Origin of the sequence: Streptomyces sp. cg36, assembly GCF_041080675.1 — a bacterium.
GTDB lineage: Bacteria > Actinomycetota > Actinomycetes > Streptomycetales > Streptomycetaceae > Streptomyces.
Window position 1 is genome coordinate 1,453,366 of sequence record NZ_CP163520.1, and the last position, 15,783, is coordinate 1,469,148.

A 15,783-nucleotide genomic window follows, 5' to 3' on the forward strand; every position below is an offset into this window, starting at 1 on the left:
TCACGTCAGCAGGAAGTCGGCCTGGCCCGACTTGGCGCCGCGGATGAACGCGGCGATCTCGTTGCTGGTGTAGATCAGAGCGGGGCCCTCCGGGTCGGCCGACTGCCGCATCGCGATCCGGCCGTCGGCCAGCTTCATCGCCTCGACGCAGTTGCCGCCGTTGCCGCCGCTCCACGGCTTGTGCCAGCCCTCGGTCCCGAGCTCACGGGCTGGCATTCCGTTGTATATGTGATCCATTCACAGCTCCTCGCGGAGATCCGCCAGGATCTCCTTCGTGCGTCGTGCAGTCGCGGCCTGGGCCGCCATGCGATCCATGACCTCCAGGTGGGTCGCCACCTCGGGGCGCGCGTCCAGATAGACCGCGCCGGTCAGGTACTCGCTGTAGACCATGTCCGGAAGTTCCGGCACGGCAAATCTGAACAGGACGAACGGGCCGTACGTTCCCGGGTGGTGGCCGGTCGCGAACTCGGCCAGCTGGAGCGTCACGTGCGGCAGCTCGGCCGCCTCCAGGAGCCGGTCGAGCTGGGCCCGCATCACCGCGCGGGGGCCCACCGGTCGGCGGACCACCGTCTCGTCCATGATCACCCAGAACCTGGGCGCGTCGGGCCGGGTGAGCAGGGACTGGCGCTCCATGCGCAGCGCGACGTGCCGCTCGATGTCGGCGGCCCGGGTCTGGCCGAGCGCGCCGCTGATCATCACCGAGCGGGCGTACTCCTCGGTCTGGAGCAGCCCGGGAACGAAGTGCGGCTCGTACGTCCGGATGAGTGAGGCGGCCCCCTCCAGGCTGACGTACATGCTGAACCAGTCGGGCAGGATGTCGTGGAAGCGCTGCCACCAGCCCGGCTTGTTGGCCTCCTCGGCGAGCTCGACGAAACCTTCCGTCTCCGCTTCCCCGATGCCGTACGCCTTGAGCAGCAGCTGGACGTACGGGATCTTCAGCGCGACCTCGGCCGTCTCCATGCGGCGGATCGTGGCGGGAGCGACGCGGAGCACCTTGGCGGCCTCCTCGCGGCGGAGACCGGCGCGCTCACGCAGGTCCTGCAGACGCCGGCCCAGCACGACCTGCCCCACGGTCGGGGCGGACCGGGGTTCACTCACGTCAGACCTCCCCTAACCCTGTTGCGAGCAGTGTGCCATGTCGGCTCAGCCCAGAACACAGCACTCTGCATTTTTCAGAGTGCCCCTTGCCAAGTGTCACGGATGGGTGGAAGGTAGGTCGGTGAACGCCAGCACATGCGGCTGTCGCGCGCGACGCCGCTTCCCCACTGTGAGGAACCGGTCGTGGCACCTGGAAATGCGCTCGTCCCGCAGCTCATAGGCGCGGCCCCCGCCCTGCCCGTCCCAGACGTCCGCCGGTACGCCTTCGACCTCGCGGCCCGGCCCGAGTCCGCCGCCGCGGCCCGCCGCCACACGGCGGAGCTCACGGTCCGCTGGGGGCTCGGCGACGAGCTGGGCGACGAGGCGGCGCTGGTGATCTCCGAGCTCGTCACCAACGCGGTCGTCCACACCGCGGGCACCCGTGTCACCTGCGAACTCTCCTTCAGCGCCGGGCACTTGACGGTCGCCGTCAAGGACCAGGGGTACGGCTGCGACGGGCCCGTCCTGTGCGACGCGGCCGAGGGCGAGGAGCGCGGCCGGGGACTGCTCCTCGTCGACGCGCTCAGCGTGGCCTGGGGCGCGCACGACGCGCCGCACGGCCCGGGCCGGATCGTCTGGGCCCGGCTCGGAGCGGGCCGTACATGCTGATGGGCCCGCACACTCTGCTTTCCAGAGGCGGCCAGGAGGAGGCTGGGGGGCCTCGGGGGCCTGGCCCGCAAGGGGGCGCCGGGGCGACCGGCGGCAGCCGACTGGTGCTGCCGCCGTCGCTCCCGGCGCCGCTCGGCCACGACGCGGTCGGGGTGCCCGCGCCGTACGGCTTCCGGGTCCTGGCCCGGCTGCCCCGGTCGGGGTGCGTCTTCGCCGACGCCGACTGCTGGTGGTGGATCGTGCCCAGCGGCTCCGACCACGAGCTGTCCTGGCCCTCCCCCGCGCACTACGCGCGGGAGGCCAGGGTTCCGGAGCGGCCCGGACGGCGGCTGATCCACAGCCCCGACGGCCCCGCCCCGTACACCCCTCCGATCCCGCTGTACCTGGTGGTATGCCAGCTGACTGGAACGGCACCGGCATGGACGTAATCTGTTCGCTCGCCGACCCCGGCTGGGACGTGGCTCCCGGCCCCTTCGCGGACGCCCTCGCGGCGCTCAGCCGGTCGTCAGACCTCGCGCCGCCCGGGCCAGGGCGGCCAGGACCGGGCTGATCAGGGGGTGGTGCTCGGCCCCGCCGCGCACCGCCGCGAAGACCCGGCGGGTCGCGGCCGGGCCCGCCACCGGGCGCACCACCGTGCCCCGCTGCTCCATCCCGAGCAGCGCCGAGCGCGGCACCAGGGCGACTCCCGCGCCCGCCCCCGCCAGGGCGGCCACCGCGCGGAAGTCGTCCGAGGAGTGCAGCAGCCGCGGCTCGAAGCCCGCCTGCTCGCAGGCGAGGAGCACCACGTCGTGGCAGGGGTTGCCGGGGTAGGGGCCGATCCAGTCGTCCTCGGCGAGGGCGGAGAGGCGCACCTCGGACTCCCCCGCGAGCGGGTGCCCGGCCGGGAGCACCGCGTCGAAGGGCTCCGCGTAGAGCGGGACCCGCACCAGACGGCGCTCGTCCGCGCGCGGGGCGCCCCGGTACTCCACGGCCAGCGCCACGTCCGCCTCGCCGTCCAGGACCAGCGGCAGCGCCTCGTCGCCCTCGGCGTCCCGCACCCGGACCCGGATCGCCGGGTGCTCGGCGCGCAGCCCCGCCACGGCCGGGGCCAGCACCTCGGCGATGCCGGTGGCGAAGGCGGCGACGGTGACGTCCCCGGCCGCGCCGCCCGCGTACGCCGCCAGCTCCGCCTCGGCGCGCTCCAGCTGCTCCAGGACCGCGTTGGCGTGCCCGAGCAGGATCTCGCCGGCCGCGGTGAGCCGTACGCCCTTGCCGCTGCGGGTCAGCAGCGTGTGGCCGGTCTCCTGCTCCAGGGCGGCGAGCTGCTGGGAGACGGCCGAGGGGGTCAGATAGAGCGCTGCGGCCGCGGCGGTCACCGTACGGTGGTCCGCCGCGGCGCGCAGGATGCGGAGCCGGCGCGGGTCGATCACCCGGCCATTGTCGCCCGAGCGTCGGTGAACGCCGCCACCGCCCGCTCCACGTCCTCGGTGGAGTGGGCCGCGGAGAGCTGGACGCGGATGCGGGCCGCGCCCATCGGGACGACCGGGTAGGAGAACCCGATCACGTACACGCCGCGCTCCAGGAGCAGCTCGGCCATGCGGGCGGCCTCGGCGGCGTCGCCGATCATGACGGGGGCGATGGCGTGGTCGCCGGGCAGGATCTCGAAGCCCGCCTCGGTCATCCGCGTGCGGAAGAGCGCGGTGTTGGCGGCGAGCTTGTCGCGCAGGTCGCCCGCCGACTCCAGCAGGTCGAGGACCTTGAGGGAGGCGGCGGCGATCACCGGGGCGAGCGAGTTGGAGAAGAGGTACGGGCGCGAGCGCTGGCGCAGCAGGGCGACGATCTCGGCGCGGGCCGCCACATAGCCGCCGGAGGCGCCGCCGAGGGCCTTGCCGAGGGTGCCGGTGATGATGTCGACGCGGTCCATCACGCCGTGCAGCTCGGGGGTGCCCCGGCCGCCGAGGCCCACGAAGCCCACCGCGTGCGAGTCGTCGACCATGACCATGGCGTCGTAGCGGTCGGCGAGGTCGCAGATCTCCTGGAGGGGGGCCACGTAGCCGTCCATGGAGAAGACGCCGTCGGTGACGATGAGACGGCGGCGGGCGCCCGACGCCTCCTTCAGCTTCGCCTCCAGCTCGGCCATGTCGCGGTTGGCGTAGCGGTGGCGGGCGGCCTTGGAGAGGCGGATGCCGTCGATGATCGAGGCGTGGTTGAGGGCGTCGGAGATCACCGCGTCCTCGGCGCCGAGGAGGGTCTCGAAGACACCGCCGTTGGCGTCGAAGCAGGACGAGTAGAGGATCGTGTCCTCCTGGCCGAGGAACGCCGACAGACGGGCCTCCAGCTCCTTGTGGACGTCCTGGGTGCCGCAGATGAACCGGACCGAGGCCATGCCGTAGCCCCAGCGGTCGAGCGCCTCCTTGGCTGCGGCGACGACCTCGGGGTGGTCGGCCAGGCCCAGGTAGTTGTTGGCGCAGAAGTTCAGCACCTCGCCGGAGGGCACCGAGACCGAGGCGCTCTGCGGGGTGGAGATCACCCGCTCGGGCTTGAAGAGACCGGCCTCGCGGATCTCGTCGAGGGTGTTCTGGAGGTCGTCACGGACGGACGCGTACATGCTCAGGCTCCTAGATGCCGTGAAACGGACTCAGGCGGTCCAGTCGAGGATGATCTTGCCGCTGCGGGCGGTGGCGGCCTCGTCGAAGGCCGCGTCGAAGTCCCGGTGGGAGTAGCTGCCGGTGATCACCGGCGAGAGGTCGAGGCCGCCTTCGAGCAGCACCGTCATCGCGTACCACGTCTCGAACATCTCACGGCCGTAGATGCCCTTGACCGTGATCATCGAGGTGACGATCTTCGCCCAGTCGACGGGGAACTCCTGCGCCGGCAGGCCGAGCATCGCGATCTTGCCGCCGTGCGTCATGTTGTCGATCATGTCGCGCATGGCCTCGCCCCGGCCCGACATCTCCAGGCCCACGTCGAAGCCCTCGCGCAGCCCGAGGCGGCGCTGGGCGTCGGCGATGGAGGACTCCGCCACGTTGACCGCGAGCGTGGCGCCCGCCTTGCGGGCCAGCTCCAGGCGCTCGGGGCTGACGTCGGTGATCACCACGTTGCGGGCGCCGGCGTGCTTGGCCACGGCCGCCGCCATGATGCCGATCGGGCCCGCGCCGGTGATCAGCACGTCCTCGCCGACCAGCGGGAAGGAGAGCGCGGTGTGCACGGCGTTGCCGAACGGGTCGAAGATCGCGGCGACGTCGAGGTCGACCGGGGTGCGGTGCACCCACACGTTGCTCGCGGGCAGCGCCACGTACTCGGCGAAGGCGCCGTCGCGGCCGACCCCGAGGCCGACGGTGGAGCGGCACAGGTGGCGCCGGCCCGCCAGGCAGTTGCGGCACTTGCCGCAGACCAGGTGGCCCTCGCCGCTGACCAGGTCGCCGACCGCGATGTCCTGGACGTCCGCGCCGATCGCCGCCACCTCGCCGACGAACTCGTGGCCGAGGACCAGGGGCGTCTTCACCGCGCCCTGCGCCCAGCCGTCCCAGGAGCGGATGTGCAGGTCGGTGCCGCAGATCCCGGTGCGCAGCACCTTGATCAGCACATCGCCGGGGCCGGTCTCGGGCTCCGGCACGTCCATCAGCCAGAGACCGGGCTCGGCGTGCTGCTTGACAAGGGCCTTCATGGGCTGCGGCTCCCGGGCGTACAAAGAGGGGCGAAAGCCATGGTTCCATGGCTGATCACCAATCTGCCGAGCGGGAGCCTCTCGCGTCCATCGAGGTTTTCTTAAGCGGGCCAACAGCCGAGCTTCACGCGCGCCCCTCGGACATCCCCCGGCCCACCGTTCACGCCCGTACGAGCGGGGGGACGGGGCGGCGCGGGCGTCAGCTGGGCGCCGGGGCCGGGCCGGGGCGGACCACGCTCAGATGGCCGCGCCCGCGGCGGGCGGCGACCGCCGGGCGGACGGCCGCCACCGGACGGGCGACGGCGGGCCCCGGGCCGTGGGAACGCGCGGCCGGGGCGCGCCGCAGCACCAGCGTCACCCGGCGCAGGCCCAGCTCGCCCAGGGTGCCGGAGGACTCGTCGAGGACCCGGCACTCCACCGCGTCCCAGCCCGGGTCGGGGTGGCGCACGGCGCGCACGGCCCCGTCGTGGTGCACGGCGGCCCGGCCGACCTGGCGCATCCAGTGCGGCAGGCCCTGCTGGTAGGCCGCGCTCATCAGCGGGTCGTCGGCGATCTCCCGCCGCACGGCCCGCAGTTCGGGGTCGTGGGGGTCCTTCTCCAGGGCGGACGAGAGCTGCGCGAGCATGGGGAGGCACCAACCCGTCTCGTGCTGGGCGAGCACGGAGCCCGCGTGGGGGTGGAACAGGACGAAGCGCAGGAAGTTGTCCCGTGGCATCGCGGTGGGGTGCGGGCCGACGGCCTTGAAGAGCTTCTCGTACGCGGGGTTGGCGTGTACGACGTTCCAGCTGCGGTCGACGAGGAACGACGGCAGGTCCGTCGCGTCCATCATCGCGATGTGGTCGTCGAGGTAGGCACGCGTCTCGGCGTCCCACTGGTCGGTGGCGGTGGCGGTGACACCCCGTCCGCTCTTTCGAACGGGGCCTACTGACCTGTTCACCAACGGATCTTTCACCATCGAGAACGCGACTCCTCTTGCAGGCACGCGGTGCGCCTGCCGTCCCCCGGCCGTCCTCGTGGCACAGAGGTCGATCTTCGCACCGTGCTGCGATCCTGCTCCCGCCCACAAGAGGATGTCAACCATCGTGGCATTCCAGCCCGAGAACGCCTCAAATACGCCACAGCTGTGGCAAGTTCTGGTCGTATCGTAGGGGAGCAAGTAGCCTCCGGACAGCTTCACCCTGTGTCCGAGCTGTGCGGAGCAACTCGTGTGATCTAGGAGAATTACTGGTGACGGACGGCTTCTCGGATCCGGGACCGACGGCCGCGGGACCCCTGGTGGACATCACCGCCCGCGTCGGCGAACTGGCCCGCAAGCTCGGAATGAGCCAGGACGAGGTCTTCGACGTCCACCAGCTCTCCGATGGATCGGGGGTGCCCGCCGAGGTCGTCGCGGCCCTGCTGGAGGGCCGTGCGGCCGGTGAACCCGACCTCCAGGCCCGGTTCCTGCAGCGGTTCTCGGCGCTGCGTCGCTCACGGCTGAAACCCAACGGCCGCCCCTACACCCAGCAGGAGATCGCCGACGGCGCCGGCATGTCCCGGCAGCAGGCGGGCGCGCTCATCAACGGTGACCGCCGCCCCACCATGGAGCACTGCGACGCCATCCAGCGCTTCTTCAAGGTGCACGCCGGATACCTCACCGCCGAGGACAGCGAGGCGCTCGCCGACGCCCTGCTCCGCACCGAGCAGGAGCTGCTGCACACCTTCGCCGCCCGCGAGCAGGAGCGCGAACGGGAGCTCGACGCCCGCTCCCCCGCCGGCCAGGACCCGCTGGAGCGGCTGCTCCAGGACCACGGGGTGCGCGGCATCGCCTGGCGGGCCGCCCAACTCCCCACGGACAAGCACCGGGACAAGGTCACCGAGTGGCTGGACATGCTCCTGGAGAACGTCAGGCGCAACGACCCCTGACGGCGCTCACCACCGCCCGCGCCGGGCGCCGGTCCGCCCCGCGGTGACGAACCCGTACGGAACCGGGCGCCGGATCGCTGGATTTGGGCGGTGCTCCGATCCTTCCATAGGATCCGGCGATGATCACCAGAAAACGGCTGGCGGCCGGGGTGTGCGCGCTGCTCGCCACCCTCGCCACCGGTATCCTCCCGGCCGACGCGGTCGCGGCCGACGGCCAACCCGCGCAGAAGGCCGCACCCAAGGTCGAGCTGGTGCTCGACGTCAGCGGCTCCATGCGGGCCCGCGACATCGACGGCCAGTCCCGGATCTCCGTGGCCAAGCAGGCGTTCAACGACGTACTGGACTCGGTCCCGCCGGAGGTCGAGCTCGGCATCCGCACGCTCGGCGCCAACTACCCGGGCGAGGACCGCAAGGTCGGCTGCAAGGACACCCGCCAGCTGTACCCGGTCGGGCCGCTCGACCGCACCGAGGCCAAGACCGCCGTCGCCACCCTCGCCCCGACCGGCTGGACGCCGATCGGCCCGGCGCTCCAGGGCGCGGCGCAGGACCTCAAGGGCGGCGACACGACCCGCCGGATCGTGCTCATCACCGACGGCGAGGACACCTGCGCCCCGCTCGACCCGTGCGAGGTGGCCCGCGACATCGCCGCCCAGGGCATCCACCTGGTGATCGACACGCTCGGCCTCAACCCCGACGCCAAGACCCGCGACCAGCTGACCTGCATCGCGCAGGCGACCGGCGGCACCTACACCTCGGTCAAGCACAAGGACGAACTCAAGGACCGCGTCAAGCAGTCGGTGGACCGCGCCGCCGACCCGGTGGCCGTCCCGGTGGCCACCAACGGCGCCGCGAGCTGCGAGAGCGCGCCCGGCCTCAAGCCCGGCCTCTACACCGACCGCGAGACGTTCGGCGAGCACCGCTGGTACCGGGTGGACGTCAAGCCCGGCCAGGAGCTGCGCGCGGCCGTCAGCATCGGCGCCGACCGCGCCGTCAACAACGACTACGGGGTCCTGCTGCGCGCGGTGACCCGGCACGGCCGGGAGATCGTCCGCGGCTCCGAGGCCGGCGACGGGCGCACCGACCTCATCTCCACGGGTCTGCGCTACGCCAAGCCGAAGGCGAAGGACGACGCCGACAAGAACACCGTCGAGACCGTCTGCCTCCAGGTCAGCAACTCCTTCTCGGCGCCCGCGTCGGTGAAGACCACGCCGGGCATGCCCGTCGAACTGACCGTGGACGTCGTGGACGGCCCGGACCAGCCCTCGGACGTCGCCGCCTTCGGCCTCGGCCGGGGCTGGTGGCTGCTCGGCGCCCTGGTGCTCACCGGCTTCCTGGCCGGACTGCTGTGGGGCTGGATCTCGCGCTGGCGCGTGGCTGTCTGGAGGACCAACTGATGCGTACCACGAGGATGCTGGCGGCGGCGCTGCTCACCGGCGCCGCACTGCTGGGCACGGCGGCCCCCGCCCTGGCGGACACCCCGTCGCCGAGCGCGACCAAGGACAAGGACAAGGGCGCGCCGACCGTGGCGGGCACCACCTTCCGGACCGCGACCCCCGTCGAGCAGGGGCAGAAGGCCACCGCCGACGCCTCCAGCGGCGACTACCTGTACTGGGTCTTCCCGGCCGACGCGGGGCAGCGGCCGGCCGTCGACGCGACGGTGACCCTGCCCTCGACCGGCCGCCAGCAGGCGACGACCTGGCGGATCGACGTGTACGACGGGCTGCGCCGCCGCCAGCCGTGCATGTACGGCGCGCAGTCCCGCGCGGCGGCGGCCGACGCCACCACCGTGGCGCTGTCCTGCACCCTGCGACCGGTACGGGCCTGGGCCGACAGCTGGTCCACCGACCCGCTGCCGGGCAGCTACTACGTGCGGCTCACGGCCGTCGGGCTGCCCGCCACCGAGCGGGGCCTGCCGGTCAAGGCGGAGCTGCGGGCCACCACCAAGGAGACCGGCGGCTCGCAGGCGGTCGACGGCTCCCTGTCGACCCCGCTCGGGGCGGGCGGGCCGAAGGTCGAGCCCGAGGACGGCTGGTCGTCGGGCTGGTGGACGGACCGCTGGATCTGGACGGGCGCCGGCGGTGTGCTCGCCGCACTCGCCGGAGTGGGGGGCTACGCCCTGACCCGCGGCCGGGGCCGCCCGGCACACGTCCCGCGCAACGCCTGACGGATCATCAGGACCCGGCCCCGGCCCCTCGCCCCCGCCCCGGCGGGCGGCGGGGGTCGGGGGCGGAGCGTCTGACGGGTCATCAGGACGGGTCCTCACTCCCGCCGCGCCTCGCCCTCGGCCAGCACCCGCTGGGCCACCGCGAAGGCGGAGTTGGCGGCGGGCACCCCGCAGTACACGGCGGTCTGCAGCAGGGCCGCCCCGATCTCCTCCGGCGCGAGTCCGCAGCGCCGCGCGGCCCGGACGTGCAGGGCGAGCTCCTCCAGCTGCCCCCGGGCCACCAGCGCGGTCAGCGTGATCAGGCTGCGCTCGCGCCGGGTGAGCGTCGGATCGCCCCAGACCTCGCCCCAGGCGTACCGGTTGACGAGGTCCTGGAAGCGGCCCGTGAACGCGTCGGTCCGCGCCTCGGCCCGGTCCACGTACGCGTCGCCCAGCACCTCGCGGCGGATCGCCGCCCCGTGCGCCGGCGGCGGGGCGAAGTGGGCGCGCAGCGCGTCCAGTACGGCCCCGGGCCGCTCCACCGGAGCCAGGTGGGAGGCGCCCGCGATCTCCACCAGCGAGGAGCCCGGTACCGCGTCGGCGAGTTCGCGCGCGTGCGCGGGCGGGGTGACCGGGTCGGCCCGCCCGGCCACCACCAGCGTCGGCGCCGCGATCTTCTTCAGCTCGGTGCGCAGGTCGTACGCGGCGAGCGCGTCGCACCCCGCCGCGTATCCGGCCGGATCGGTGGCCCGCAGGTCCGCGAGCGGCCCCGGGGCCTCGAAGCCGGGCGTGAACCACCGCCCGGCCGCGCCCGCCGCCACCGGCTCCAGCCCCTCGCGCCGCACCACGGCGGCGCGCCCCCGCCACGGCTCGCGCCCGCCGAAGTCGGCGGAGGCGCAGACCACGGCGAGCCGGTCCACCCGGTCGGGGTGGTGCGCGGCCAGCCACATCCCCACCGCCCCGCCCAGCGAGACGCCCGCGTAGGAGAAGGCGCGGATGCCCAGCGAGTCCGCGAGCCGGAGCACCAGCTCCGCCAGGGCGCCGACGGTGGCCGCGCGGCCGGCCGGTGCGGCGGGCGAGCCGCCGTGGCCGGGCAGGTCCCAGCGCACCACCCGGTGGGTGGCCGCGAGCCCCGGCGCGACGCCGTCCCAGACGGCGGTGGAGGTGCCCAGCGCGGGCCCCAGGAGCAGCGCCGGACCGCCCGCCGGGCCCTCCTGGCGGTGGTGCGGCACGGCGGGCTCAGCGGAACTCAAGGAAGACCGTCTCCTTCTCGCCCCGGAGGTGGATGTCGAAGCGGTGGCCCCGGGCGGCGGGGTCGGGCCGGGCGAGCAGGGTGCGGCGCAGCTCCGGCTCCAGGGAGTCCAGCAGATGGTCCGGACCCGGCGTCAGATACACCCGGGTGAACAGGTGGTGGCGCAGTCCCCGGGCGAAGACGGCGACCGAGAGGTAGGGCACGCCGCCCGGCGGCAGGGTGCGCAGGGTCCAGTGGCCGGCCGCGTCCGTGGGGACCCGGCCGAAGCCCGTGAAGGCGATGCCGTCGCGGCCGAGCGAGCCGGGCCGGCCGCGCCGGGACGCGTCGGGCGCGGGCTGCCAGAACTCCAGGAGCGCGTCCGGCACCGGCTCGCCCCCGCCGTCGTAGACGTGTCCGTGCAGGGTGACGGTGTCGGGGTGGCCGGGCGGGGCCATCGCGGCGCCGCCCGGGAAGGGCAGGGCGTGGCCGTAGAAGGGGCCGATGGTCTGGGCGGGGGTGGGGCGCGCCGCCGGTGGGGGTGGTTTCATCGGGCGCCCCCCTCGAACGCGGTGGCCGCCGGGCCGTCCAGCACGATGTCCCAGCGGTAGCCCAACGAGTGCTCCGGGCGCGAGAGTTGCGGGTCGTAGGCCGCCACCAGACGGTTGCGCGCCCGGTCGCCCACCGAGTCGAGGATCGGGTCGAGGGCGAGCAGCGGGTCGCCGGGGAAGTACATCTGGGTGACCAGGCGCTGGGTGAAGGCGGTGCCGAAGAGCGAGAAGTGGATGTGCGCGGGGCGCCAGGCGCCGGGGTAGTGGTCCCACGGGTAGGCGCCGGGTCTGATGGTGGTGAAGCTGTACCGGCCGTCCGCGTCGGTGAGGGTGCGGCCCACCCCGGTGAAGTGGGGGTCCAGGGGCGCGTGGTGGCGATCGCGGTCGTGGGCGTAGCGCCCGGCCGAATTGGCCTGCCAGATCTCGGCCAGCTGCCCGGCCACCGGCCGCCCCCGGCCGTCCAGGACCCGCCCGCTGACGGTGATGCGCTCGCCGAGCGGCTCGCCCCGGTGGCGTGCGGTCAGGTCGTGGTCGAGGACGCCCACGTCGGCGGGGCCGAAGACCGGCCCCCACAGCTCCACGGCGTCCGGGTCGAGCACCGGTACGGGTGCGCGCGCGGGGTGGCGCAGGGGCTCGCCCTCGTACGGGGGGATCGTGCCCGGCATCCGTGCGGTGTCCGGCGCGGCGGTGCGGGACCTGGTGGTGTCCGGGTCGGTGACGTGCCGGTCGAGTCCGGGCAGCGCCCCGTGCCGCTGACGAGATGTCATCCGTTCTCCTCTCTGGACGGACGGGCGGACAGGCCCTCATCAGGCCGACTTCAGTGCGTTCAGCTCCACCAGTTCGGTCTCGGTGGGCGGCTCGGTCACCTCCACCCGCTCGGCCGTCCGCAGCCGCCAGCCGGTCGCGGCGCGCACCTGCTCGACGGTGACCCCGGGGTGCACGCACACCAGGACCAGTTCGGCGGTGGCCGGGTCCGGGCGCAGGATGCCGAGGTCGGTGATGACGGCGGTCGGGCCCCGGCCGCGCAGCCCGTGGCGGGCCCGGTCGCCGGGGCCGCCGCCGTGGCCCAGTGTGGTGATGTGGTCGAGGTGTTCGACGAAGGCGCGCGGCGAGTGCCGCAGCACGATCAGCACTTCGCCGCAGTGCGCCGCGATCTCGGGCGCGCCGCCCGCGCCCGGCAGCCGCACGTCCGGGCGGCCGGGGCCGCCGGCCACCCGGGTCGTGTTGATGTTGGCGTACCGGTCGAGCTGGGCGGCGCCGAGGAAGCCGACGTCGATCCGGCCGCCCTGGAGCCAGTAGGCGAACAGCTCGGGGACCGGGACGACCGCGTCGGCGGTCTCGGCGAGTTCGCCGTCGCCGATGGAGAGCGGCAGCCGGGACGGCTTGGCGCCGATCGCGCCGGACTCGTAGACGAGGACCAGGCCGGGGTTGTGGACGCGCCGGGCGAGATTGGCCGCCGTGGACGGCAGGCCGATCCCGACGAAGCAGGTCCGCGCGTGCGCGAGCGCCCGCGCCGCGTTGACCTCCAGCACCGCGTCGGCGGCGCGCGGGTCCCGGCCCGGTCCCGGCCTCATCCGGTGACACACTCCTTGAGCCACTGGGTGAACGCGCCCCGGTCGCGCGAGACGCGGTCCCACTCGCGGTAGTAGTCGTTGTCCCGCTCCGAGTACCCCGCCGCGTACGACGGATGGGCGCCGCCCGGCACCCAGGCGACGGCGTCGACGACCCAGCCGGGCAGCACCACCCCGCCGGGGCGCGGCTCCAGCTCCTCGACGAGCTCCTCGACGGTGACCAGGACCCGGTCGGCCGCGAGGACCGCCTCCTTCTGCACCCCGGCCAGCCCCCAGAGCTGGACGTTGCCCTCGGCGTCGGCCTGCTGGGCGTGGATCACGGTGACGTCCGGGTTGACGGCCGCGACCGCCGCCAGCTCCTCGCCGGTGAAGGGGCAGCTGACCGTTGACACCGTTGTCGAGCGGCGGCCCAGGTCGCCGCCCCGGTAGCCGTTGAGGAGCGCGAACGGCAGCCGGGAGGCGCCCGCCGTATAGCGGTTGGCCATGCCCGCGTGGCTGTGCTCGTCCAGCTCCAGCGGTCTCGGCCAGCCGTTCTCGACCGCGTCGCGGAAGCGGTGCAGCGAGCCGACGCCGGGGTTGCCGCCCCAGGAGAACACCAGCTTCTTGGCGAGACCCGCGCCGATGAGCTGGTCGTAGATCACGTCCGGGGTCATCCGTATCAGCGTCAGGTCGGTGATGCCCTGCCGGATGACCTCATGGGCCGCCGCGAACGGAATGAGGTGGGTGAACCCCTCCATCGCGACGGTGTCGCCGTCGTGGATCAGATCGGCCACGGCGTCCCGCAGCCCACGGATTTCGGCCATTGCTTCCCCCTGCCCCCTGATTACCCCGTAGCGGTAGGCTCAGTGATTGGTCAGTGCACTGAGTACCTTCCGCTTCCGAAGCTAACCGGGTGGGCGGTATGGGTCAACACCGACCGTATGCTGAACACTTGACCGCCCACGGTTGACCGAAAGCGCTCGCCGTTCGCGGCCGTACGAGAGGAACACGCCGTGTCCGCAGTCGACTTGAGCGGCCATCCCGGACATCTGGCCCGGCGCCTGCAGCAGGCCCACTACCTGCTCTGGAACACCCTGGTCTCCGAGCAGACCACCTCACCGCAGTACGCGGTCCTCAACACCCTGGTCGCCGCCCCGGGGCTGGACCAGCGGACCGTGGGCGAGCGCGTCGGCCTCGACCGTTCGACCATCGCCGAGGTGGTCACCCGGCTCACCCGGCGCGGGCTGCTGCGCAAGGCGCGCGACCCGCGCGACGGCCGCCGCTCACTGCTCACCGTCACCGAGGAGGGGCTGGCCGCCCACCGCGAGCTGACGGCGCGCACGGCCGCGATGAACGAGGTCTTCCTCGCCCCGCTGGCCCCCGCCGAGCAGGGCGTCTTCCTCGACCTGCTGCGCCGGGTGGCCGACGCGGCCGAGGGGTTCCGCACCGGCGGCGAGGAGGCCCGCGCCAGCTGACGCGCTCGCGCGGGCCGCCGTCAGCCGGTGCCCTCGCGCCGCGCCGGCGGCTCCGAGGGGGCCGGCCGCACCGGGCCGAACAGCACCGCCCGGGCGATGCGCGGGGCGAACAGCGAGGTGACCGGGCGGACCAGGTAGAGCACGTCGCGGAAGGCCCGGCTCACCTCCGGGTCGCCGGGGGCGCGGGCCTCCACCCGGCCCAGGTACCACCCGGAGATCCGGTCGGCGGCGGTGCTGCGGGCGGCACTGCCCGACGCGGTCGGCATGTTCTTGTCCGACCCGGCCGAGATGTCCCACGCCTGCCGCACCACCGCGGACATCGCCCGCTGCACGCGCCGCGTCGTCGGGGTGCGGCGGCGCTCACCGAGCGCGTCGCGCAGCGCGAGGGCGCTGAGGGCGGCGACGGTCATGCCCTGGCCGTAGATCGGGTTGAAGACGCACTGGGCGTCGCCGGTGGCCAGGAATCCGGCGGGGCGGCGGCCCGGCCGGTCGTAGCGGCGGCGCACGTTCGCGGTGGTGCGGTAGGCGAGGGCGGACGTGTCGGCCTTGGCCGCGTCCAGCCAGCGGCGGACCACCGGGTGCGGCAGGCGGTCGGCGTACTCGGTGAACCCCCGGTCGTCCAGCGGGGGTTCGGCGCCGCGCAGCCCCCACAGCGTGACCGTCCACCGGTCGTGCTCGATCGGCAGCACCACCGCGCCGAACGTCTGGCCGGGGTTGGGGACGACGAACTGCCCCCGCGCGTCGGTGCCGCCGGGGGCCTCCCCGTTTGTGCGGTAGATCCGGCTCGCGTAGGCCAGGCCCGTCTCCAGGACCTCCTCGGCGGGCGGCTCGGCGCCGATGCGGGTGAGCCAGTCGGCGGCCCTGGTGCCGCGCCCGGAGGCGTCGACCACCAGGTCGGCGGTGAGCGGCCGGGGCTCGCGGCCGGTGGCGGCCGGGCCGCGCTCGCGCACCAGCACTCCGCGCACCCGGGCCGCGTCGCCGATCAGCCCCACGGTCTCGGTGCCGTCGACGACCTCGATCCGGGAACCGGCCAGCACCCGGCGGCGCACCAGCCATTCGAAGAGCGGCCGGGTGGGGGTGACGAAGTGGGCGGTCTCCTCGGTGCGGCGGAACCAGCGGCCCGCCTGCCACTGCACGATGTCGTCGGGCGTGCCGACCCGGGGCGCGCCGTGCTCCCGCAGCTCCTCGGTGAAGCCGGGCAGCAGGGTCTCGTAGGCGCTCTGGCCGCCCGGGATCAGTACGTGCGTGTGGCGGCTCTGCGGCACTCCCGCGCGCGGCTCGGGCCCCTCGGGCAGCCGGTCGCGCTCCACGATCGTGACGCGCTCCGCGTGTTCCGCGAGCACGTGGGCCGCGAGCAGCCCCGCCAGGCTCGCCCCGACGACGACGGCGTGCCGCCCCGCGCCCGTCCCGTTCACCGTGTCAGCCAACGCGCTTCCCCCTCGTCCGCCGTGATCCCCGGCCGACCAGTATGGCGCCCGCATGGCCCGGTACCTGCCTGAGTCATACGTTTTGGCCCGATCCAGCCGTCCTTGGCTCGCG

General features: G+C 74.0%; 18 protein-coding genes. 6 read left to right on the plus strand and 12 right to left on the minus strand.

The genetic code is table 11. The features are described 5' to 3' along the window. Together AB5J87_RS06450 and AB5J87_RS06455 are read right to left on the minus strand one after the other, a co-directional pair. Window positions 1–237, minus strand: a complete 237-nt coding sequence (locus AB5J87_RS06450) for a DUF397 domain-containing protein (RefSeq protein ID WP_369374923.1) — start codon at window positions 235–237, stop codon at window positions 1–3. Further along, window positions 238–1,098, minus strand: coding sequence for a helix-turn-helix domain-containing protein (locus AB5J87_RS06455; RefSeq protein ID WP_369374925.1), 861 nt, complete (start codon window positions 1,096–1,098; stop codon window positions 238–240). 183 nt (window positions 1,099–1,281) lie between these two features. On the opposite strand from AB5J87_RS06455, the gene AB5J87_RS06460 reads away from it, so the two are divergent. Together AB5J87_RS06460 and AB5J87_RS06465 are read left to right on the plus strand one after the other, a co-directional pair. Beyond that, window positions 1,282–1,746 (plus strand): ATP-binding protein, encoded by a 465-nt coding sequence (locus AB5J87_RS06460; RefSeq protein WP_369374927.1) that lies wholly within the window; start codon window positions 1,282–1,284, stop codon window positions 1,744–1,746. Then, complete coding sequence (locus tag AB5J87_RS06465; RefSeq protein ID WP_369374929.1) at window positions 1,740–2,174, plus strand: hypothetical protein; 435 nt, start codon at window positions 1,740–1,742, stop codon at window positions 2,172–2,174. Before AB5J87_RS06460 ends, AB5J87_RS06465 begins: the two co-directional genes overlap by 7 nt. Window positions 2,175–2,240: 66 nt before the next feature. Here AB5J87_RS06465 and AB5J87_RS06470 read toward each other — a convergent pair whose 3' ends face one another. The 4 genes from AB5J87_RS06470 to AB5J87_RS06485 all read right to left on the minus strand — a co-directional run bounded on the left by AB5J87_RS06470 (window position 2,241) and on the right by AB5J87_RS06485 (window position 6,329). Beyond that, window positions 2,241–3,155, minus strand: coding sequence for a LysR family transcriptional regulator (locus AB5J87_RS06470; protein WP_369374931.1), 915 nt, complete (start codon window positions 3,153–3,155; stop codon window positions 2,241–2,243). After that, window positions 3,152–4,333: a glycine C-acetyltransferase gene (locus AB5J87_RS06475; RefSeq protein ID WP_369374933.1), complete on the minus strand. Its 1,182-nt coding sequence runs from the start codon at window positions 4,331–4,333 to the stop codon at window positions 3,152–3,154. Before AB5J87_RS06475 ends, AB5J87_RS06470 begins: the two co-directional genes overlap by 4 nt. A gap of 30 nt (window positions 4,334–4,363) precedes the next feature. Beyond that, a complete protein-coding gene (tdh, locus tag AB5J87_RS06480; RefSeq protein WP_369374935.1) occupies window positions 4,364–5,392 on the minus strand; it encodes an L-threonine 3-dehydrogenase in 1,029 nt (342 codons plus the stop codon). A gap of 199 nt (window positions 5,393–5,591) precedes the next feature. Next, window positions 5,592–6,329 carry a hypothetical protein gene (locus AB5J87_RS06485; protein WP_369374937.1) on the minus strand — a complete coding sequence of 246 codons (738 nt, stop codon included), beginning with the start codon at window positions 6,327–6,329 and terminating at the stop codon, window positions 5,592–5,594. Window positions 6,330–6,619: 290 nt separating this feature from the next. Between AB5J87_RS06485 and AB5J87_RS06490 the strand changes: the two genes are divergently transcribed. From AB5J87_RS06490 to AB5J87_RS06500, 3 genes are all read left to right on the plus strand, one after another. Beyond that, entirely contained in the window at window positions 6,620–7,297 is a 678-nt protein-coding gene (locus AB5J87_RS06490) for a helix-turn-helix domain-containing protein (protein ID WP_369374939.1), read from the plus strand. Between the two features lie 119 nt (window positions 7,298–7,416). Then, window positions 7,417–8,691 carry a VWA domain-containing protein gene (locus AB5J87_RS06495; RefSeq protein ID WP_369374941.1) on the plus strand — a complete coding sequence of 425 codons (1,275 nt, stop codon included), beginning with the start codon at window positions 7,417–7,419 and terminating at the stop codon, window positions 8,689–8,691. Continuing rightward, on the plus strand, window positions 8,691–9,461 hold the full coding sequence (locus AB5J87_RS06500) for a hypothetical protein (protein WP_369374943.1): 771 nt from the start codon (window positions 8,691–8,693) through the stop codon (window positions 9,459–9,461). Before AB5J87_RS06495 ends, AB5J87_RS06500 begins: the two co-directional genes overlap by 1 nt. Before the next feature lie 95 nt (window positions 9,462–9,556). Here AB5J87_RS06500 and AB5J87_RS06505 read toward each other — a convergent pair whose 3' ends face one another. The 5 genes from AB5J87_RS06505 to AB5J87_RS06525 all read right to left on the minus strand — a co-directional run bounded on the left by AB5J87_RS06505 (window position 9,557) and on the right by AB5J87_RS06525 (window position 13,593). After that, the gene (locus tag AB5J87_RS06505; protein WP_369374945.1) at window positions 9,557–10,693 is read right to left on the minus strand and encodes an alpha/beta fold hydrolase; all 1,137 of its coding nucleotides are present in this window, start codon (window positions 10,691–10,693) and stop codon (window positions 9,557–9,559) included. After that, window positions 10,680–11,219: a protocatechuate 3,4-dioxygenase subunit alpha gene (locus AB5J87_RS06510; RefSeq protein WP_369374947.1), complete on the minus strand. Its 540-nt coding sequence runs from the start codon at window positions 11,217–11,219 to the stop codon at window positions 10,680–10,682. The genes AB5J87_RS06505 and AB5J87_RS06510 overlap by 14 nt, the downstream gene beginning before the upstream one ends. After that, entirely contained in the window at window positions 11,216–11,884 is a 669-nt protein-coding gene (pcaH, locus tag AB5J87_RS06515) for a protocatechuate 3,4-dioxygenase subunit beta (RefSeq protein WP_369383371.1), read from the minus strand. The genes AB5J87_RS06510 and pcaH overlap by 4 nt, the downstream gene beginning before the upstream one ends. A 141-nt stretch (window positions 11,885–12,025) precedes the next feature. Further along, a complete protein-coding gene (locus AB5J87_RS06520; protein WP_369374949.1) occupies window positions 12,026–12,793 on the minus strand; it encodes a CoA-transferase subunit beta in 768 nt (255 codons plus the stop codon). Beyond that, window positions 12,790–13,593: a CoA transferase subunit A gene (locus tag AB5J87_RS06525; protein WP_369374951.1), complete on the minus strand. Its 804-nt coding sequence runs from the start codon at window positions 13,591–13,593 to the stop codon at window positions 12,790–12,792. Before AB5J87_RS06525 ends, AB5J87_RS06520 begins: the two co-directional genes overlap by 4 nt. A 189-nt stretch (window positions 13,594–13,782) precedes the next feature. Here AB5J87_RS06525 and AB5J87_RS06530 point away from each other — a divergent pair, with 189 nt between their 5' ends. Beyond that, window positions 13,783–14,244: a MarR family winged helix-turn-helix transcriptional regulator gene (locus tag AB5J87_RS06530; RefSeq protein ID WP_369374953.1), complete on the plus strand. Its 462-nt coding sequence runs from the start codon at window positions 13,783–13,785 to the stop codon at window positions 14,242–14,244. 20 nt (window positions 14,245–14,264) lie between these two features. Here the strand turns inward: AB5J87_RS06530 and AB5J87_RS06535 are convergent, their stop codons facing one another. After that, window positions 14,265–15,671, minus strand: a complete 1,407-nt coding sequence (locus AB5J87_RS06535; RefSeq protein ID WP_369374955.1) for an FAD-dependent oxidoreductase — start codon at window positions 15,669–15,671, stop codon at window positions 14,265–14,267. Window positions 15,672–15,783 lie beyond the last annotated feature (112 nt).